Origin of the sequence: Mucilaginibacter flavus (assembly GCF_030409315.1) — a bacterium.
In the GTDB taxonomy this organism is placed as follows: Bacteria; Bacteroidota; Bacteroidia; order Sphingobacteriales; family Sphingobacteriaceae; genus Mucilaginibacter; species Mucilaginibacter flavus.
In genome coordinates, this window is sequence record NZ_JAUFPS010000035.1 from 20,534 (window position 1) to 40,626 (window position 20,093).

Annotated in this window: 14 protein-coding genes; 5 read left to right on the forward strand and 9 right to left on the reverse strand. The window is 43.1% G+C overall.

Going from position 1 to position 20,093, the window contains the following annotated elements:
• Nucleotides 1-10: 10 nt before the first annotated feature.
• Nucleotides 11-793: an alpha/beta hydrolase gene (locus tag QWZ17_RS16110; protein WP_290306296.1), complete on the reverse strand. Its 783-nt coding sequence runs from the start codon at nucleotides 791-793 to the stop codon at nucleotides 11-13.
• Nucleotides 794-1,128: 335 nt separating this feature from the next.
• Here QWZ17_RS16110 and QWZ17_RS16115 point away from each other — a divergent pair, with 335 nt between their 5' ends.
• The 5 genes from QWZ17_RS16115 (at nucleotide 1,129) to QWZ17_RS16135 (ending at nucleotide 9,082) form a co-directional block, all read left to right on the forward strand.
• Nucleotides 1,129-2,313, forward strand: a complete 1,185-nt coding sequence (locus QWZ17_RS16115; protein WP_290306297.1) for a sensor histidine kinase — start codon at nucleotides 1,129-1,131, stop codon at nucleotides 2,311-2,313.
• Between the two features lie 72 nt (nucleotides 2,314-2,385).
• Nucleotides 2,386-4,689 (forward strand): tetratricopeptide repeat-containing sensor histidine kinase, encoded by a 2,304-nt coding sequence (locus QWZ17_RS16120; protein WP_290306298.1) that lies wholly within the window; start codon nucleotides 2,386-2,388, stop codon nucleotides 4,687-4,689.
• A gap of 10 nt (nucleotides 4,690-4,699) precedes the next feature.
• Nucleotides 4,700-6,655, forward strand: coding sequence for a sigma 54-interacting transcriptional regulator (locus tag QWZ17_RS16125; RefSeq protein ID WP_290306299.1), 1,956 nt, complete (start codon nucleotides 4,700-4,702; stop codon nucleotides 6,653-6,655).
• 347 nt (nucleotides 6,656-7,002) lie between these two features.
• The gene (locus tag QWZ17_RS16130; RefSeq protein ID WP_290306300.1) at nucleotides 7,003-8,373 is read left to right on the forward strand and encodes an alginate export family protein; all 1,371 of its coding nucleotides are present in this window, start codon (nucleotides 7,003-7,005) and stop codon (nucleotides 8,371-8,373) included.
• 19 nt (nucleotides 8,374-8,392) lie between these two features.
• Nucleotides 8,393-9,082, forward strand: a complete 690-nt coding sequence (locus QWZ17_RS16135; RefSeq protein WP_290306301.1) for a YoaK family protein — start codon at nucleotides 8,393-8,395, stop codon at nucleotides 9,080-9,082.
• Here QWZ17_RS16135 and QWZ17_RS16140 read toward each other — a convergent pair.
• The 8 genes from QWZ17_RS16140 to QWZ17_RS16175 all read right to left on the reverse strand — a co-directional run bounded on the left by QWZ17_RS16140 (nucleotide 9,079) and on the right by QWZ17_RS16175 (nucleotide 20,093).
• Complete coding sequence (locus QWZ17_RS16140; RefSeq protein WP_290306302.1) at nucleotides 9,079-11,028, reverse strand: sigma 54-interacting transcriptional regulator; 1,950 nt, start codon at nucleotides 11,026-11,028, stop codon at nucleotides 9,079-9,081. The two genes, QWZ17_RS16135 and QWZ17_RS16140, sit on opposite strands and share 4 nt — an antisense overlap.
• 285 nt (nucleotides 11,029-11,313) lie before the next feature.
• Complete coding sequence (locus QWZ17_RS16145) at nucleotides 11,314-12,984, reverse strand: trypsin-like peptidase domain-containing protein (protein WP_290306303.1); 1,671 nt, start codon at nucleotides 12,982-12,984, stop codon at nucleotides 11,314-11,316.
• 99 nt (nucleotides 12,985-13,083) lie between these two features.
• A complete protein-coding gene (locus QWZ17_RS16150; RefSeq protein ID WP_290306304.1) occupies nucleotides 13,084-14,235 on the reverse strand; it encodes a TlpA disulfide reductase family protein in 1,152 nt (383 codons plus the stop codon).
• Nucleotides 14,236-14,388: 153 nt separating this feature from the next.
• Nucleotides 14,389-15,336, reverse strand: a complete 948-nt coding sequence (locus QWZ17_RS16155; protein WP_290306305.1) for a hypothetical protein — start codon at nucleotides 15,334-15,336, stop codon at nucleotides 14,389-14,391.
• 27 nt (nucleotides 15,337-15,363) lie between these two features.
• The gene (locus tag QWZ17_RS16160) at nucleotides 15,364-16,317 is read right to left on the reverse strand and encodes a hypothetical protein (protein WP_290306306.1); all 954 of its coding nucleotides are present in this window, start codon (nucleotides 16,315-16,317) and stop codon (nucleotides 15,364-15,366) included.
• 16 nt (nucleotides 16,318-16,333) lie between these two features.
• Nucleotides 16,334-17,746 (reverse strand): PKD-like family lipoprotein, encoded by a 1,413-nt coding sequence (locus QWZ17_RS16165; RefSeq protein WP_290306307.1) that lies wholly within the window; start codon nucleotides 17,744-17,746, stop codon nucleotides 16,334-16,336.
• A 17-nt stretch (nucleotides 17,747-17,763) separates the two neighbouring features.
• Nucleotides 17,764-18,612 carry a DUF4843 domain-containing protein gene (locus tag QWZ17_RS16170; RefSeq protein WP_290306308.1) on the reverse strand — a complete coding sequence of 283 codons (849 nt, stop codon included), beginning with the start codon at nucleotides 18,610-18,612 and terminating at the stop codon, nucleotides 17,764-17,766.
• 11 nt (nucleotides 18,613-18,623) lie between these two features.
• Nucleotides 18,624-20,093, reverse strand: coding sequence for a RagB/SusD family nutrient uptake outer membrane protein (locus QWZ17_RS16175; protein ID WP_290306309.1), 1,470 nt, complete (start codon nucleotides 20,091-20,093; stop codon nucleotides 18,624-18,626).

The following is a 20,093-nucleotide window of genomic DNA, read 5'->3' on the forward strand; positions in this document are numbered from 1 at the left end:
TTAAGATGGTTTAAAGCTTTTGTATCCAATTCAATATGTAATCGGCATTTTCCTGCCAGGTGGGCTGCCCCAATACAAAATGATTGCGTCCTTCAAATTCCTTGTAATCGGTTATGGATTGCTTATCTGTATATTTTTTGTAATTGGAGTAATTGAGCGATGCAGGTATAAAACGATCTGTACTACCGGCAATAAACAATAAGGGAGCGTGAGGGCGTTTAAAGTCGATTTTGGCGGCCGCCGTAGTTGCATCCCTTACCACCAATTTTGATTCGGGCACAAGCAGGTTGTAATAGGCTTCCTTTTGAGCGTCATAAGGCATGCCGTTAGTAAAAGCGTACTGCCACTCGGCAAAAGACATGAGGTAAGTTTTTTTGGCCGATGTAAAAAAGCCCAGTGCCGGCCACCCTGCTTTATAAAACGACCATTTAAAGGTAAAAACACCCTGCGGCTGCAATGAGTGGATGGCAATGCCAGCCGTAGCAAGGCTTTGCTGTAACAGCAGTTGAGTAATTAACCCACCCATAGAATGGCCTATGAGGATAGGTTTCTCTGGTAATTGTTTTACAATATCTGCGTAGTAAGCGGTTAGGTTGGCCAGGCGCTGGCTGGCTACATCGGCATCGGGATGCCTTTGGCGTAGTGTGCATGCAGGGGCATCTTTATGTGGCCAGGCAGGTGCAAGGGTTTGGTAGCCCCTTTGCTCAAAGTATGTTTTCCATTCGTCCCAGCAGGCACTGCTCACAAATGCACCAGTAATAAATACAATGGTTTTTGAATTTGTTGCTTTCATGATGATTGTCGATATTAATTCACGACGAACCATTTATGGCAAGCAACAAGCCATCATTACAAGTACCTAATAATCAATTAATTAAAATAAAACAATGAAAAATTATCGCTTTATATCGTTATAAAGTAGCGCGGGATAACGACATAAGGTAAAAAACACCACCAATAAACCACAACGATATACCGTTGCCAACATAGCGCGTGCAACGGCCGGCGGATGTTGCATTATTACCAACCAGAAGTTTTTTGAAACCAAACGGTTAGTAAGCAGGCTTTTTCTATCAAAATAGTAGTTAAAACTATACTTGGCTTGCTTTATGTAATGCCGCGTACTATATGAGGATAGTTTTAGCTATAGGGTTATTGCTTTGTTTACAGGTTACGGCATCCGCGCAGGTACTAAAAACCGATGCAGGTGCAGCGCGACTTAAGCTGCTATTAAATGCAAGTCATACCGACTCGCTTCATAAAAACTATCAATCGGCCATTCATCATTTTATTCAATACAGGCAACTAAAAGATTCCTTACTTAATATAACAAGCCAGGGGCAGATAAAAAAGCTAAAGCAACTGTATCAAACGGCCAAGAAGGATAATGAGATTACCGTCCGCGAAAAAAATATAGACCTGCTTACCGGCCAAAACAAACTGACAGATATTAACCTTAGTCAAACACGAGCTATCCGGACGATTATTTTTATTGTAGCGCTCATTACTGCCTTGCTGCTACCCATTGGTTATTTAAGCTTCCGGCTAAAAAAGCGGGCAAATGCGCGGTTACAGGAACAGGAAAAAGCCATCAACCAAAAGAATGAGGCCTTACAACAACTTGCCGCGCAAAAAGACAACCTGCTTGATGAAAAGGAACTGCTCATTAAAGAAATACATCACCGGGTTAAAAATAACCTGCAGGTGGTTATCAGTTTATTAAATACCCAATCGGCTTATCTTAATGATCCGCACGCCACATCGGCCATCAGGCAAAGTCAGCACCGTATGCAGTCCATATCGCTTATTCACCAAAAACTGTATCAATCAGAAAGCAGGGCGCTCATTAATATGAGAGAGTACACGCACGAGCTTATCCAGTACCTAAGACAGAGTTTTGACGACGCTGCCCGAATACATTTTAACATTGATATTGCCGATATCGAATTGGACGTACTTAAAGCAGTGCCCATAGGACTGATACTGAACGAAGCCATCAGCAACGCCATTAAACACGCCTTCCCGGCAGATGGCAGCGGCCGCATTGATATTGAGCTAAGCTGCGCGGGCGATCAACAATTAAATTTATCTGTTGCTGATAACGGTAAAGGCTTATCGCCTGGGTTTAATATAGATCTGTGCAAATCCCTCGGCATTAATTTAATGACCAGCATGTGCCGGCAACTGAACGGGCAGCTATCGGTAAAAAATAAAAATGGCGTAAGCATAGCCATCACTTTTGCCGGGGATACATCGTCATTTGACGAATTATCGTCATTTGACGATGTATTTAGCAGCACCACCTTATCCTAAATAAAATCAAATACCTAAAAATCAACAACTTAAATAAAATGAGCATTAATTGCGTCAATGCGGGATAAAAGTATGATCAATAAAAACAAAACGTATGCTTGTGCCCGTATCATGATGATAGCCTGCGTTATGTTGGTACAAAATATAACAGGCTTTGCACAAGCACCAAGCCCCGAATTATTAAAACAACAGTTAAAAAGCAGCCCGGCCGATACCCAAAAAGTTAACTTATTGCTAAAGCTAAGCGGCTATTATAACGGCATCGCGAAGCCCACACCTGCAGACCTGGGTAGTGCGATAAACTACGCCAACCAGGCCGGAAAACTAAGCACCTCGCTTATGTTTGCTAAAGGATTGGGCAATAGCTACATGCAATTAGCACATAGTTATGAGATTAAACAGGATAGCGCCAATTGCAAAGGCAATGTGTACAAAGCTATTGCTGTATTTTTAAAAAATAACCTTAAACGCGATGCGGCAGAATCATACTTAAAACTGGAAGAATACTACCAGTTTTTTAAGGGTACTGATTTTAATGTAAGGATAGCCTATTACGAACAGGCTTTGCCCCTGTTTAAACAAGCCGGCGCAACTGCGCGCCAGGCAGCAACGCTGGGCATTCTTGGTGATTTTTACCAGGTAAAGGGGCAGTATTCAAAATCATTAGAAGATTTACACCTGGCCTTAACGCTTTATAAATCCATCAACTACAATGATCTGGAAGGTTTGTATGATTTGCTGGGAACCGTATACAATGTTAGCGGCGATTTTAACCAGGCCGTAAAATATGGTTTACTGGGTATCAGGGAAGCCGAGCGGCTGAAAGACACCTCGATAAACTTATGCCCATTGTATAACCGGGTAGGCATGACCTATTATAAAATGAAGATATATGACAAGGCCTATGCATACTATAAGAAATCGTTGGCGGTAGCGCTTAAATACAAGGATACGTCAAGCATCATTAACGAAAATGTGAATTTATCAACTATATATACCGGTACGGGCAGACCGGCAGAATCTATCAGAATGCTTACTACGGCGTTTAAAAACTACCCCCCTCAGGATCTTTCATCTAAAGCTGCTTATTCGGTGGTTTTCCTTAAATCGTACTTTAGTCTTAAACAGTTTGATAATGCGCGACCCTACAGCCAAAAGCTGGAACAATATAGCGCCGGTATGGACCCAAACACGGGCCTTCAACAGGTTATTCACCAGGTGCTGAGCGATTATTATGTGGTTACATTGCAAGACGTACCCGCCCGCCGTGAACTGGCACAACTGCAACGGATTGCTACCGTACATCACAACAGGCTTGCCACGGCAAGCGCCTACCAGTTAGAGGCTCGTTTAGATTCGGCAGAGGGCAAGTATGCCGACGCTTTGAAAAGTTATAAAAAGTATGGAATAGTTAAAGATTCGGTATTTAATGAAACCCAAAGCAGGCAAATATCCCAGCTACAGGTGGAGTACGAAACGGAAAAGAAAGATCAATCGCTCAAAATAAAAGAAAATCGTATTCATTTATTATCCAATCAGGCCCGGTTACAGCAGGCAAACTTAAGGCAGGAAAAGCTTACACAACGCCTTACCATTTGCGCGGCTGTGTTACTGGCTATCTTGCTGGGTTTTACTATTAACGGTTATCGCCAAAAACAACGTACTAACCGCAAGCTGCAGGCTCAGCGCCTCGAAATTGAGGAAAAGAATAATTCCTTAATACAACTGGTACAGGAAAAAGACGGCTTGCTTGAAGAGAAAGAGTGGCTGATGAAGGAGATCCATCACCGGGTTAAAAACAATCTTCAAATTGTTATCAGCCTGCTAAACACTCAATCCACTTACCTCCATAATGATATTGCTTATAATGCCATCAGGGAAAGCCAGCACCGGATGCAATCTATCTCGTTAATACATCAAAAGCTTTATCAGTCAGAAAACCTGGCGCTGGTGGATATCAAATCGTACATCTGCGATTTGGTTGATTACCTTAAAGAAAGTTTTGATACTGGCACCCGCATAGAATTTGAAGCGGATATTGCCGCTATTGAACTGGATGTTACCCGCGCGGTGCCGCTGGGGCTTATCCTTAACGAAGCCATTACTAATGCTATTAAATATGCTTTCCCGGATGGTAGAAAGGGATATATCAACATTAGCCTTGGACCAGCTGATGAACACTCCTTTACTTTAAAGATACAGGATAACGGCATTGGCTTTCATAAACCAACAGATATTTCTAAAAGCAAATCATTAGGCATGAGTTTAATGCGTGGTTTAAGTAAACAATTGGGCGGAAGTCTTACAGTTGAAAGCCATGAAGGAACAAGCATTGAAGTAAATTTTGTTGATGAAAAGCTTTTAAAAGCAGTTTAAACCATTTGTTATGAATAAAAAGATTTTGATTGTAGAGGACGAGTTTATAGTTGCCAATGATTTATCGATCATGCTCGAAAATGCCGGCTATGATGTTTGTGGCATAGCCGATTCTGTAGATGAAGCAAAGGAGATGATAGATAAATATCAACCGCAACTGGTATTGCTGGATATTCACTTAAAAGGTCGTTTAACAGGTATCGATCTGGCCCGGCAACTAAGCGAGGCAAACATTGCCTTTGTTTACCTATCGGCTAACTCCAATCAAAAAATTTTAGAAGAGGCTAAGGCGACCAACCCTTACGGTTTTATGGTTAAACCCTTTAGGGAAAAGGACGTATTGGTAAGCCTGGACATTGCGCAATACCTGCATGAGCAAAACATGGCCGCGCGAAGAAACAGCGAATTATTACTGCAAGGCACCCTTACCGATCTGATGAGCGATGCCGCCCCATGGGAGCAAAAACTTTTGAAAATTGCCAAGCTGATGCAACCACATATCCCTTTTGATTATTTGGCCATTGGGATGAAAAACCTGGATAGTTTGCCTTACCATGGTCGCGGCTTTTTGCGCCTGGGTTTTAATGAGTACCAGGTAATAGGGTTTGACGAGTTGCTTAACATAAGCGGTTTAAAAAAAGCTGATCTGTTAAAGGTACAGGAACCAGCCGCTGGGGATCATGAAACAGGAATATATATCGATGCCGCCTTTAGCGCTATTTGCCGCCAAAATGCCGAAAAAAACCTGGTGGCCCGGATGTTTAATATGACTGCCAACCTGGTTATTTACATTCCCGTACCGGGGCATACAGGCTTTACCTTTTCATTTTACAACCGTAAAAGTGATGCCTATAACAGCCGCCATTTAGCATTAGCTAAACGACTGCAAAAAAGTTTAGCACCCGTAATTGACGGGATATTGACTAACCCGGCAGCCCTCCCCGAACCTGCTAAAGAACAACCTTTAACACAGCAACAGCAGCAGAAAAAACCGGCAGAAAAACCTGGCTTTGATGGCATTATAGGTAGCAGCCATTTATTGCTTACCGCGCTTGACCACCTGGCATTGGTGGCCCCCATGGAAACTTCGGTATTAATTTTAGGAGAAAGCGGAACTGGTAAAGAACGGTTTGCTAAATCGATACATAACCTATCGGCGCGAAAAAACAAGCAAATAGTGGTAGTAAACTGCGCCGCTTTACCCAGCCAGCTGATAGAATCAGAACTATTTGGACACGAAAAAGGAGCCTTTACAGGGGCGGTTGACCGGCGGATTGGAAAATTTGAACAGGCCAATGGCGGTACTATTTTTTTAGATGAAATAGGCGAGCTGCCCCTGGAATCACAGGCGAAACTTTTAAGGGTTTTACAGGAAAAGGAAGTGGAACGACTGGGCGGCCGCGAAACCTTAAAGGTTGATGTTAGAGTAATTGCCGCAACAAATTGTAACCTGGAGAAGGAAGTAGCCGCCGGTAAATTTCGCCTTGATTTGTATTATCGCTTAAACATATTCCCTATTTTGCTACCCGCCCTACGCGATAGAAAGGAAGACCTACCGGTACTTGCCAACTATTTTGCAAAAAAATATGGCGAAAAGGCCGGCAAACCCGGTATGACGTTTTCTGCCCAGGCTTTAAATGACCTTGATAGCTACCACTGGCCCGGCAACGTGCGCGAGTTGGAACATATGGTAGAACGCAGCGTGCTGTTAAGCAAAGGTACTCTGATAGACCGGGTTTCCATCGCCAACAAATTAACCCCAACTGAAAGCGTTGTTACCGAACCTACGCAAGTAAAATCAATAGACGATAACGAACGCGATTACATTTTATCTGTACTTAAAAAGTGTAATGGCCGTATTTCGGGTCCCGGTGGCGCTGCCGAATTACTGGATGTGCCTTCAACAACGCTCAACTCCAAAATGAAACGTTTGGGAATTACCCGTAAACACGTGTCCGGCATTTAGCAAAATTGGCTATTTTTTCCCTTAAGTATAATTCGTTACCCGGTTTAGGCATCGATAGTGATCAGGCTGCCTGAAAGTTTAGCATAAAACCCCTATCAACAGCAGTAGATCAGTCATTTACAGACATTTTATCTGCTTTAACTCTTCAAATTATTGGCACATGTATGGGTTACGTCAAACAACGCTATATCATAAAAACCAGTCGCCAAATTCCGAAATCAAGTATCCAAGCCACAGCAAAAACCAAACAAAAAACTCATTATCAATAACTTACAATACAGGCCTATAAATAGCTAATGTAAAGGCATAAACAATCAAATTATTGATAAGCCTTTTAATCATTTGTTATGAAAACCTTTAGTACAATAATCCTCTTCCTGGTATGTTACTCTTGCTTTGCGCAGGAAAACTCCTTTAAGCAATTGAGGTACGATGAAAACTATACATACCTGGCCAAAGACACAGCGGCCAACTGGTACAATAGTTTAAAATTTAAGCCTGTATCGGCCGATAAAAAAACTTATTTCAGTTTTGGCGGCGAGGTGCGCTACCAGTATTTCCATTTTGAAAACCAGGATTGGGGCGCGGCCCCGGTTGATAAAGATGGCTTTATATTAACCCGTTACCTTGGTCATGTTGATTTTCATGCAGGTAGCCACTTCCGCGCCTTTGTGCAGCTGCAAAGCAGTTTGGCAAACAGCGAGGCAGAAACACCCTCGCCGGTTGATGAAAATCCGCTTGACCTGCACCAGGCATTTTTTGACTTATCAGAACCCTTAAAAAACGGAGGTAACATTACCTTAAGACTGGGCAGGCAGGAACTTTCCTATGGTTCACAACGCCTGGTAGCCGTACGCGAGGCACCAAACAACCGGCAGGCTTTTGACGCCGCTAAGCTGATGTACACCCGTCAAAACATTAAATTAGATTTCTTTTATTCGCACTACGTACAAGCCAAACCCGGCATTTTTGATGATGGATTTAACAGTAATACCCGGTTTTGGGGCAGCTATGTGGCGGTTACCAAAGTACCCGTGATACAAAATTTTGATGTTTACTACTTCGGTATATTAAAAAAGACCGCTGTTTTTGATGAGGGAAAAGGACGCGAAATGCGCCACTCTGTTGGCGCCCGCGTTTGGGAAACCACGCATACCTGGCAATATGATATTGAGGGGCTTTACCAGTTTGGCAGGTTTAAACAGGACCAAATTTCGGCCTGGACTATGTCGTCAAATGTTGCTTATACTTTTGCCGAAACAAAATTAAAACCGCAGGTTGGGTTAAAAACAGAAGCCATAAGCGGCGATAAAAATTATGGTGATGGCAGGCTTAATACTTTTAACCCGCTGTTTCCTAAAGGAGCCTATTTTGGGTTGGCAGCGTTGATAGGCCCTTCAAATTTATTTGATGTGCATCCATATGTTCAGCTCGCCCTAACTAAAAAGCTGCTGCTATCTGAAGATTATGACTTATTTTGGCGCATGAGCCGTAACGATGGGCTTTATGCCGTAAGCGGTAAAATGTTATACTCCGGCAAAAGCGGCACGTCAAAACAAATTGGTAAACAGTTGGGTACAGCACTGGAGTATGCGCCCAATAAATTTCTGTATTTTAGGGAGGAGTTAACCTGGTTTACCGCCGGCGATTTTTTAAAGGAGGCCGGTCCGGGTAAAGATATCCTGATGCTGGGCAGCACCATCACCTTAAAATTTTAAGTGGTTTAAAACTAATATCATGGAAACAGAAAAACTGATCAGGAACACCACTTTATTACTTTGTTTTGTAGCCGGCTATTGTGATACATTGACCTTTGTTGCCGCCGGCGAAATATTTTCTGCCCATGTTACGGGCAACTTTATTGTGTTTGCCTATGATCTTATCAAACATACCGATACAAAGGCATGGCAAAAATTGCTCACCTTTCCGGTTTTTATAATGGCTATTATGCTGAGCGGCCGCATAGCAAAAAGGTGGAGCAATATGTACACCCTGCTCCTATTGGAAGCTTTGCTGCTGCTCGTTAGCGGCCTTATCGCCCTAGCATTGCATCCCGTAAATGTAACCAGCTGGATTGTACAATTAATTGTTTTACTGATTGTTGCGGCAATGGCGTTTCAAAATACCTTTGGCAAATTATATGGCAAAGCTACCTATGGCATCACCACGGTAATGACAGGCAACGTAACCCAGTTTTCGCTTGATCTGGTTGCCTGCATTACCAATAAAACGGCAGACGCCGCTATATGGGCAAGTTTAAAAAAACAGACTACGCTTATAGTTGGATTTTTAGTGGGATGCCTTGCAGGGGCGTTAATGGGCAAGCAAATTGGTTTAACGGCCATATTACTGCCTGCCGCAATGATGTTGGTTTGGCTTGGTGTCGATAAAATTGTGGCTGCTAAAACAGCAACTTTAAAGGGCTAAGCTCCAAAATCTTTGCGGATGCCCAACTTTTTCATTTTAGAATTAAGTGTAGTTGGCGGGATGTTGAGCAGGCTTGCCGCACCGCCTTCGCCCCATATTTTGCCGTTGCATTTTTTCAGGGCGGCTAATATGTGCGCGCGTTCGCCTTCGCTCATGGTGGTAACAGCCGGGCCGGCAGGTTCTGAATATGCTACCTGGGCTACAGATGTTGGCAATTGCATACTGGTTATCATATCATCGCGTGTAAGCAGTACGTTACGCTCTACCAGGTTTTCCAGCTCGCGTATGTTGCCGGGCCAATGATAATTTAGCATACTATCCAAAACCTGCGGTGCTATTCCCTTTACATTTTTACCCGTTTTACGGCTATAGATGTTTAAGAAATGTAGGGCCAGGTCGGCAATATCTTCCTTCCTTTCGCGTAGCGGTGGCATCACTATCGGGAATACGTTAATACGATAAAACAAGTCGAGCCGGAAACGGCCATCGGCCACTTCTTTATCTAAATTCCTGTTGGTGGCGGCAATAATGCGTACATCTGTTTTAATGGTTACCCTGCCGCCTATGCGTTCAATTTCTTTTTCCTGTAACACCCTAAGCAATTTCGATTGCGATTCCAGCGGCAACTCGCCAATCTCATCCAAAAAAATGGTGCCGGTATGCGCCTGCTCAAAACGACCGATCTTTTTTTCGTGCGCGCCGGTAAACGCGCCTTTTTCATGCCCAAACAGTTCAGAGTCAATGAGCGAGGCAGGCATGGCCGCGCAATTGATACGCACAAACGGCTTATCCTTACGTAACGACAGGGAATGAATACGCTCGGCTATTTTTTCTTTCCCGGTACCGCTCTCACCCAATATCAACACCGATGAATCGGCCCTTGACACCTGTATCACGTTATCAAAAACGGTTAATAATAAATGGCTGCTGCCAATAATGCCGCTAAATGGGTTAGGTTGCTCAATTGGTTTTATGGGTTGCTTTACAGAATAGTTGTGCAGCGTATTAACCATTGGGTTATTTTGCAGCTGCAAAATACTTTCCATAAAGCTGGTTAACAGCTGCTGCAACCGGTTGCAAAGCACCAGGTGATCTGCCTGGTAAGCATCCGTACGGCGACTGTAAAAATTAAAATAAACAGTTTTGCCCCCCCGCAAACATATAGGTAATGATAAGTGCGATTTTAAGTTATAAGTATCGACAAACAGCTTTTTAAGCGATGGCTGGCGTAATAAAACATTCAGTTCGTTTTCATCGTACCAGGTGGCCATCACCTCGGCAGTATCATTTGCCTTAAGCTGCGCAAGTTCATGTGATTTTAAATTGGTGATAACCATCAGCTCAGCCGGACCTATCAATTGATATTCATCAAAACCTATCCTTGAAAACGCTATTTCGTAAAACTCAACATTACTATCCTGCTTTGCCCCTACCGATAAAAACTCAAAAGGGATATAAGGCTGCAGTGTTTTACCCATTTGCAGTATTTTTTGCTCCCAGCTAATACCCGATGCCAGTATTTCGGCCATCTTTTTCTGCAATACGGCGTTTTGCTTTAAGCCCGCCTCCAGGTTATTTTCATGCCGGTAAACCGCGATATCAAGCGCTATAAGTACATCCTTTTCCCTAAACGGCTTAATTACAAAACCATAGGGATTGGTTACTTTGGCTGCCTCCAGCACTTTTTGATTGGAGTTTGCTGATATGTAAATAAATGGAATATTTTTTTCTGTTAACCGGTGCGCCAGGTCAATCCCGGTGAGTTTTCCTTTAAGGTAAATATCAAGCAGTACAAATTCGGGTTCAAACTGGGCCAACATGTCCAATGCTTCCTGCACACTATCGGCAATGGCGCAAACCTCATAACCGGCGGTTTTGAGGATGTTGCTTAGTACATCTGCAATAATAAATTCGTCCTCAACTATCAGGATTTTCTTTTTATACATCAATCGCTAATTTAGTGTTAATTCCGCTTTTACAGTTTTACTATTCCACATTTGTTTGACAGGTAATTCAGGCATAATACAAGTGTTTTCATAAATCCGGCCATTGTAACATTAAAATGTAAATGATGCCGATAATGCCTGTTATTCTTACAGATGGACTATCCTACACATCTTCGCGTCTAACACAAAAATTTCAAACAACGATATAACGTAGTGGCGCAACGATATATCGTTGCGCCACTACGCATGCTTTACAAAAAATTAAAATTGCTTCAAGGGTAAGCGCTATCGCTTTTGAGTTGAACCGGCGATAAATCCCAATACTATTTTTGAGGGAATAGCTATACTAACGGCGCGACTATACCTGCCGATATTGATCCCATAAAAATGCCCGGCCGAATCAAATACCGGTCCGCCGCATTTTTGAGGAGTAAGCCTGGAATCATGGGCAAACACTTCTTTAAAGCCATCTCTTCTGCCGCTTTTACCGCCTGCAAATAATTCGGCAGGGTGGTTAAAGTGAACTACGGGCACAATGCCCAGCGTTATTGTTTTGGTAAATGAAGTTCCAGCCCTTTTTATTTTCAAAGTGAGGGTATCACCGGGCCAATGATTTTGCAATTCGGCTTTAAATTCACCCGCGGTATGTATTGCAACGGTATTTATTTCCGCAACCTCATCTTTTGCAAGTATTCCGTTTTTAGCCGCCGGCGAATTGGGCTTTATCCACAACGCCGATGCCGGAGCACTATTATCACCAACAAATATGCCCAGGTACCCTGCGTTGGTCACTTTTGGCAGTGCGAATAATTTGCTACCAAGTGTGCCGTTAACGTCAGCTGTATCGGGTTGGGGCGAACGCAAAAAAGTACCGGCTACTAAATCCAACGTAGCATCCTTGATAATATTTTCATAGTTTATGCCACCCTTAATGTCTGAAACAGGGGCCAACAGCACCAGGTCATTTTCCTTATCCCGGGAAATAATTGTTACTGCGATGTTTTTTTCACCCATAGTAACCGTTGCCGTATCTCCCACCATTGAGCTTTTACTCACAATAACGTGGTGGCCGCTAACCTTCTTCAACTTGAATTGATCTACCAGGAAAACCGTCCCTAACACCTGCTGTTTAATGCCATTAATACTGCTGTTAACAGTTATGGAAACGTCATTTAATTTTAACGGAGTAATTGCAACCGGATCATTGAAAATGTTGCGACCGGCAGAAGACGGAACAGCTACCGGGTCACTATCTGGCAATGAAGTATAAACCGTAGGTTTAATTATACTTTTCCAATATTTTTTGTACAAATCAACAGGTACATCGTAATTATCATCTTCGGGCACTTCAATAGCACTGTGCAACCCGATAACCTTACCCCGGATATCAAACAACGGCCCTCCCGAATCACCGGGTTCCATCATACAGGTCGACGTAATAAATCCCCGGCTGTTCTTCGCCTCGGTTACCTTGCCAAACCGTACCGTTGGCTTATCCTGGTTTAAACTTTCGGGATAGGCAATACTGATTAATGGTTCAGATGCCACCAGTGCCGCTGAACTTCCCATATCCGCGTAAGGCCAATCGCCTTTGGTAATAATTTTCATCATGGCTACATCAGGGCGGGTTTTATCGGTAGCCAACTCAATTTTGCCCAGGGCTACCGCAATTGCTTCCCGCCCATCCGGGAACATTACTTTGTAGGTAAGGCCAGGCCAGGTAACGTGCGCGGCGGTTAATATATGGTGATCCCCATCCACTACCACCCCGCTAAACTGGCCACCGGTGCGCTTATTGGCCGATGTATCATAGGCCCACATACGTACGCAGGCAGGGTAAGCTTTTTGAATACCAACTTTTAGCGCCTCGTCCCTTTTATTCGGTTTGTTTTGCTGGGCGTAGGCGCATTGTATCAGCAAGGCGCTTACCAGGAAAACGAAATGAAATTTCTTCATTAGTTGTTTATGAAAATACATATTATAAAACCCAGGCTATATAACCGCCAAAGCAAATTCATGATAAGCTTTTAGCCATTATATAGCCTGGGTTTTAATTTAGTTTTTAAATGTTTCGGCCAGCTTTTTAATCAGGTCATCGCCTTTAAGGTTTATACCTATCACTTTGCCATCTTTATCAAGCAAGTAGTTTTGCGGCACTGCCCTTACTCCATACAATTGGCCAACAGCATTATTCCAGCCTTTTAAATCAGACACATGGGTCCAGGTTAGGTTATCGGCAGCAATTGCATTTGCCCATTTAGCATGGTCGCTATCAAGCGATACCGAAATGATTTCGAAACCTTTGTCTTTATAAATCTTATATTGATCTACCAGGTTAGGGTTTTCTGCCCTGCATGGCGAACACCAGCTTGCCCAAAAATCAACCAATACATATTTGCCTTTGTAACTGGCTAAAGAAACCGGTTTGCCATTGACATCATTTTGGGTAAATGCAGGTGCCTGCGCGCCAATCACAATATTTTCCATAGCCTCAATGCGCTGTTTTAGCTCTTTACCTGCATCTGTTTGCTGGTATTCTTTTTTTAAGGCGTTAAAAATCGGGAACACCTGTTTAGGATCGAACTTGTTGCCAATACCCTCAGATAAACCTACCAAACCGAAGTATGAATCTGGGTGATCTTTGGCAAACTGAATTTGTTTGGCAGCATGATCATCCATTTTTTTGTGATACCTATCGCCTACTTCTTTTATAAAATCCTGGTCGTTTTGTAACTCGGGCGTACTGCTGATCTCAGCATTGGCTTCCTTAGCAAACTGCATTACCGTGCCTCCGGTAGCTTTTACAAAAGCCTGATACTCGTCATAAACTTTTGAGCCGGTAAAAACAGCGTTTGATAAAGAGTCTTTAGAGGTGATATCTATAGTTTCTTTACCAAAGTAAATATAAATCACATCCGCGTTGGGTGTGTAAATAGCCCTGTCTTTACCGCTGCCATCATGAGAAAGCGCCATACGTGCTGTGGCGTAGCCAGAGTTACGGCCGGTAAATTTAAAAGTACCGTTAATCACCACGGCCGAATCAATGTGATTTGCACCATTATCCATATTATCCATAAAATCAAGGTAGGCCTTGGCGGGCGCGTTGAGTTTACCAATATGACCGGTAATGGTAAAATTATTAGTTGTTTGTGCCGATGCCAGGCAAGGTGCCAGGGCGGTAAGCATAATAGCAAGTGCTTTTTTCATTTGTATTTGTTTTAAGTAATTGGTAACCATAATTTAAAAAACTAATGGCGGCCGCCAACGCTTTCCGTCGGCGATGTAACTACCCCACCGAAACTATCGTCGGGAGCTTTTTTGACGGCCTTCCAAAAGCTAACTATAACTGATATTAAGTTTTCAATAAGGGTATTTTATAGCAGGAAAATCCTCCTGCGCGTTTTTGAGCTCTTGCTCCCACTCCATGCTCCAACCAAAGGCCAGGGTAGCTTGCGCTTTTAAGTTTACACCTGTAGCACCACTCCAAAAATGAATAAACTCGCCCCAGTTTAAATCGCGGGTATACTGGTATCCTATGGCATTTTTCTTTTTCGGAAAATTGGCCGCCAGTAACTGAAAATACTTGCTCAACACTGCTGCATGCCCATATTTTGAATAAATAGGATAAAACCAGTTTTTGAACCACTGCGTGTTGGCACGCGGAAAATTGTCTGTTTGCGATTGCATTTGCGTAAACACCCGGCCTGCTTCATCCTGCATGCCCACGTTCATGAGTACATCGTAGATGTATATTTCCATAAATTTACTATCTCCCCAAAGCACATCAGATGGTGAACCTTGTACGCCGTTGTTGGCACCGCAAACTATGTGACCGGTTTCGTGTACCGGAATACCAATGATTTGCCCGGTCGGGGTCGACCAATCGCCTAACCCGCAGTCAATGGCGTTGCGGTAATCATGGCTGGCATCAAAGTACGATGCCGGGTGCCCGCCGCCCAAAGGATCGTCAAACGGAGTTACTATTCCATGCAACACCACGTATAAACGTGATGAATCGCCAAAGGCACCATAAGTTTTCTTGGCGTACTGCCATACTTTCGACATGGTTTTGTACGGCCAGGTAACCGTCGTATCCATATTGGGATCGTAGTATATGGCATCATCGGCATCATAGTACATTCTTTTTAACAGGTAAACATGCGGACCTCCCCAGTGCTCCTGCCAGGTTTTTGGCGGTGGCCCACCATAGGTTATGCCCTTAGGTTGGTTTAAATCTTTTTTGCAGGCACTTAATAGCACAAGGCAGGCCATGCATATTAAAATGCTTAATTTATTAATGGCTTTCATTATTATAATTTCTTGTTGTTAAAAAATCTAATAGGTGTATTTCACATTAGGAAAATCCTTTTGCGCCTGCCTGAATTGCTGTTCCCACTCATCAGTCCAACCAAAGGCAAAAGTTGCCTGGGCTTTCATATTATCGCCGGTTGCGCCACTCCAAAAATGAACAAACTCGCCCCAATTTAAATTTTGCGTATACTCTGCTCCGTGCGGGTTTGGCATTTTAGGATAGTTGGCTGCCAGTAGCTTAAAGTATTTACTAAGTACCGCCGCATGGCCATATTTAGAATAAATGGGGTAAAACCAATTTTTAAACCATTGCGAACCCGCGCGTGGAAAGGTATCAACCTGGGCCTTAAGCTGGTCATAAACCCTTGCGGCTTCATCCTGCCGGCCAATGTTCATGAGCACATCGTAGTTGTATATCTCCATAAACTTACTATCGCCCCATAGCACATCAGAGGGAGAGCCTTTTACGCCGTTATTGGCGCCACAAACTATATGACCTGTTTCATGAATGGGGATACCAATTTGCTGGCCGGTAGGGTATTTCCAATCATCCAGGCCGCAGTCAATGGCGTTACGATAATCGTGGCTTTCATCAAAATATGATGCCGGGTGCCCACCACCAAGTACTTCTTCAAAAGGAGTTGATATCCCGTGCATTACCACGTACAACCTTGCCGAATCGCCAAAGGCACCATATGTTTTTTTAACGTACTTCCAGGTATCAGACATGGTTTTGAACGGCCAGGTTACTGTTCTATCCATCGATGGGTCATAGTATACAGCTACATCACTATCAAAATACACCCGGTTAAGTAAAAATGTATGCGGACCGCCCCAATGTTCCTGCCAGGTTTTAGGAGGCGAGCCCGGCGGGTCGTTAGGTACTATCGTGGCTGTTTGTTTATTTTTTTTACATGAACCGGCCAAAAAAAGCAAAAGCAAGCCCGAAACACAGCATATGTTCTTTAAAAATTTCATGATTTTAATTTTTTGTTTACTTAATTACAATATCTACCGGCGAGCCAGGGATGCCATCAAGCTGTTTAACAATAACACCATTTTTACCTACGCTAACATCAAGGGTATACAGGCTTCCCGGTACTCCGGCGGTAAGCGTATTGCCATCGGCGCTTAGCTTTATCATGCTTACTTTTTTGCCGCCCATGTTGGCGTCAAGGGTGCGCAGATCCTGATTTAAAGGGTTGTAGCGGTATATTTTATCATCTGATGTAAAGTAGAAGATATCAACCGCCGATTTTTGCCATTTGGTATCGGCCTTTACATAACTTTCGCCTTTAAACTCGCGCTTGTAATAGGTTTCTATAGCACGCTGCGAGTAATCATCCATATCGATGTAAAATGAATGCTCATATATCTTCCCATCCGTATCCCTGAAATAAGCATAAGACTGGCCTGGCTGAGCCTGCATAAACACAATATCGCTCATCCCGGTATTAAGCGGATTAAAGCCTTTACCTTTAACCGTATAGTCGGCCCCCATATAATTACCGCCACCGTCGAAAGAAACGAAGGCTTTGGTTGCCAAATCAAACCCAAAGAAGTAACCAGGCGTGCGGGTAAAAAACTGCGAGAGCGTATAGGTACCCGATTGCGGGTTTGAAAACTTCCCAAAATCTGGCGCAAACGGAGCCGTAGACGTGATTGACAAGTACAGCTTATTGTTGATGACCCCTGTTGGTACCCCCATAGAAGCCTCAAAGCTTTGTGGCGTAATAGTAGCAGGGGCAACAAAAAATTGCTCGTTAAAGTACCTTTTCCTAAGCATGGTATTACCATCAATAATCACGCTGTTTTTAGTGGGGTCCTGGCAAATAACCCAGTAATCTTCGGCTGTGCCGGCTTGGTAAGCCAGGGGCTTTGCAAATAGTTGAACAGGGTTATTAGGCAAATTCTCTTCCATCAGCGAAAAATAAAGGTTGCTCAGCACAGACCTATCCGGTTTAACAAAAGATAGTTTGGTAACTCCATTATCAACACTTAACACCGTTATGCCGGTAGAAAATTGCGTATTACCCTGAATTTTAAACGGGAAAAAGTATTTGATACCATTACGTTTATCCGTAACCGTTAATTTGGCATTACGTAGCTTTGGTGGTAGTTTATACACTATAGCAAGCGGGTACCCGGTATACGTATCGGTGCGGGCATCCTCATCAACGTAAATATCCCATTGATAAGAAAGATCTTTGAGGTAATCGGCCCCATCAAACTGTATGTATGGCTCAAGCCTTAGGGTATCGCCAACAAGCGCGTTAAAAGTGCCGTTGGTAAAATTTACCACAATAGGCTCCGATGGCGGGTTATACTTATAGTTGCCCAAATCTTTTTTGCATGCGCAAAAAAACAAGGCAATTACCATAGGTATATATAATATTTTGTACTTCATTGCTTTTTAATTATTGGTTATATCAGTATCTGATTTTTGTTCTCATCCATGAAAACGAGCTGCTTAACTGTTGGGAAGTATTTGAGCCAGAACTTTTTATTTGGCGATGCCTGATTGTAAAAATCATAATCGCCGGTATTATCGTTGCGTGGCGTAAGTACAAATCCCTTGCTGGGGTTTTGCTTAATCCAATTAAAAGGATCAATCAAAAACTCGTGCATGTTGTTGATGTAGTACAAATCGCGGGGGATATACAGGTAAAAATTAGGATCGATCTGCGGATTAAGCTGCACCAGATCTGTAGTACCCGATGATATTAAAAACAGTTGATGTTTAACCCTGCTATAACCGCCCAACTGCCCCCAATATGGCCACCAGGCCGGTTCTTCTAACCGGTTTGAAAAAACAATTTGTTTGGAACGTATATCCAGCGGCAGGTTCGACGAAAAATCTGTGCCGCCAGAAACCTCGATAGTTAGCTTTACCGAATAGTTGGCCAAACCTGTATCCGAATTTAAAATAATAACGGGTACATGTATAGTTCCCGAATCGGCGGGCATGGTATATGAGGGTTTCAAAGGCTGATAATGTAACGTACGCACAGCCGAAGAATTGGCAGCATCAACACTTAAAACAAAACTACGGGCATGATTTGCCCTGTTACCAGATATTTTCACAGGCACCCAAACGGTATCCTGGTTTAGGGTTGGGTTGTAGGCAAACGAGTATAAAACGCTGTCGGTACTGGCATAACCCAGGTAAATATTATCCTTACCATCGGGTGCGCTATAAGTGGTTAAAGCTTCTTTTTTACAACTGGCCAGGGCCGCGCAAATAAGAAAGGCAAATAATAATTTTCTTTTCATATCTGTTACTTTTAGTTGGTTCGGTAAGCCAGTTCGTCCTGCGGCAGCGGGAACATGAACACATTATTTGATGGCTGTATATTTTGCGTTGATGACACCACAATTGCATGATTTAAGCGCTTATACATGTAAAATATCTGGTTTTCGGCATAAAACTCTTTGCGGGCCTCGGCAAGCAACAAGTTGATAAATTCATCTTTGCCGGGTACATCTACAAGGGTATTACCTATTCCGCGTTTTGCCCTTATGGTATTGTAATAACCAATTGCCTTAACCGGATCGGTATCATAACTCGCTTCGGCAGCTATATAATACATTTCACTTAGGCGGATGGCCGGGGCAACCAGCGGATGCAGATTAGGTTCGGGATCAAGGTTGGTAATGTATTTTTGCAAAATGGCCCTGTTCGGTCCACCGGTTGTGGCAGCAGTTGATAAAAACCATTGTTTATAGCGCCAATCTTCGGCACCATCCTGCCCTACCTCGTAAATATCATTCACCTGGTCAACAGTGCCACTGTAAAGCGGATTGCTTACTGTGTACAGGCTTTGCAGTTGGCTGTTTATTGCTTTGGTGTTAATATACCAGGCGGCAATTAACTCTTTATAAAAAATCCTGTCCTTTTTTTGAATGTCACTGTTAAAAAAATCGTCCTGATCTGTAAACGGAAACCTTTTGGCATTGATAACTTCCAAAGCGCTGGCAAGGCTGTTAACCTGGTCGCTTTTGTACAGGTAAACCCGGGCCAGCTCGCCACAAACCGCGTAGTAGTTAAGCCGATGGCGGCGGTTTTGTAAAAACAGATCGTTACTGGAGGTTTCGGTACTGCCTACTGTTGATGGGTAGCCAATTACATAAGCCGATGAAATGATAGGATCAGACATGAGCAGGGTTTTAGCCGCGGTTAAATCGGCAATAATTTTGGTAATCGCATCCGCGGTGGTAGAGAACGGGGTACTGGTTACGCCTACTGTAGTAACATACGGGATAGCCTTGATATTGGGACCTACCTTATATGAAGGACCAAACATGCGCAGGATATCAAAATGCAGATAAGCCCTCAAAGCCAGGGTCTCGCCTTTAATCAACTGGTAATCCTTATCGGCAAATAATCCTTTTTTAGCATCTATAGCAGCCAAAATATAATTACAATTGGCTATAGCACGATAGGCAGCCGACCAGGTATTATTGTTTTTTGCCACCACGCTTGTAAGCGCGTAATTGAAATTGGCGGTTGATTGCAATATCACATCATTAAACTGGTAATTTTGCGATAGAATATCGTTAGTAAAGGTTAAATCGCCACCATATAATGAAGGGGAGGCACAAAGGGTATAAACGCCGTTTAAAGCTTCCCTGAAACCTTGCTCGGTTGTAAAAAGATCTGATTCATTTATTTGCGACTGCGGCTTAACATCTAAAAACTTTTTGCATGATGTAAGCAACATGATAACCACAATGGTGTATAAATATTTTTTCAT

What these genes read in the sequence shown, in the direction of transcription:
- QWZ17_RS16110 (WP_290306296.1), bottom strand. Translation starts at nt 793, where the DNA reads ATGAAAGCAACAAATTCAAAAACCATTGTATTTATTACTGGTGCATTT.
- QWZ17_RS16115 (WP_290306297.1), top strand. Translation starts at nt 1,129, where the DNA reads ATGAGGATAGTTTTAGCTATAGGGTTATTGCTTTGTTTACAGGTTACG.
- QWZ17_RS16120 (WP_290306298.1), top strand. Translation starts at nt 2,386, where the DNA reads ATGATCAATAAAAACAAAACGTATGCTTGTGCCCGTATCATGATGATA.
- QWZ17_RS16125 (WP_290306299.1), top strand. Translation starts at nt 4,700, where the DNA reads ATGAATAAAAAGATTTTGATTGTAGAGGACGAGTTTATAGTTGCCAAT.
- QWZ17_RS16130 (WP_290306300.1), top strand. Translation starts at nt 7,003, where the DNA reads ATGAAAACCTTTAGTACAATAATCCTCTTCCTGGTATGTTACTCTTGC.
- QWZ17_RS16135 (WP_290306301.1), top strand. Translation starts at nt 8,393, where the DNA reads ATGGAAACAGAAAAACTGATCAGGAACACCACTTTATTACTTTGTTTT.
- QWZ17_RS16140 (WP_290306302.1), bottom strand. Translation starts at nt 11,028, where the DNA reads ATGTATAAAAAGAAAATCCTGATAGTTGAGGACGAATTTATTATTGCA.
- QWZ17_RS16145 (WP_290306303.1), bottom strand. Translation starts at nt 12,984, where the DNA reads ATGAAGAAATTTCATTTCGTTTTCCTGGTAAGCGCCTTGCTGATACAA.
- QWZ17_RS16150 (WP_290306304.1), bottom strand. Translation starts at nt 14,235, where the DNA reads ATGAAAAAAGCACTTGCTATTATGCTTACCGCCCTGGCACCTTGCCTG.
- QWZ17_RS16155 (WP_290306305.1), bottom strand. Translation starts at nt 15,336, where the DNA reads ATGAAAGCCATTAATAAATTAAGCATTTTAATATGCATGGCCTGCCTT.
- QWZ17_RS16160 (WP_290306306.1), bottom strand. Translation starts at nt 16,317, where the DNA reads ATGAAATTTTTAAAGAACATATGCTGTGTTTCGGGCTTGCTTTTGCTT.
- QWZ17_RS16165 (WP_290306307.1), bottom strand. Translation starts at nt 17,746, where the DNA reads ATGAAGTACAAAATATTATATATACCTATGGTAATTGCCTTGTTTTTT.
- QWZ17_RS16170 (WP_290306308.1), bottom strand. Translation starts at nt 18,612, where the DNA reads ATGAAAAGAAAATTATTATTTGCCTTTCTTATTTGCGCGGCCCTGGCC.
- QWZ17_RS16175 (WP_290306309.1), bottom strand. Translation starts at nt 20,093, where the DNA reads ATGAAAAAATATTTATACACCATTGTGGTTATCATGTTGCTTACATCA.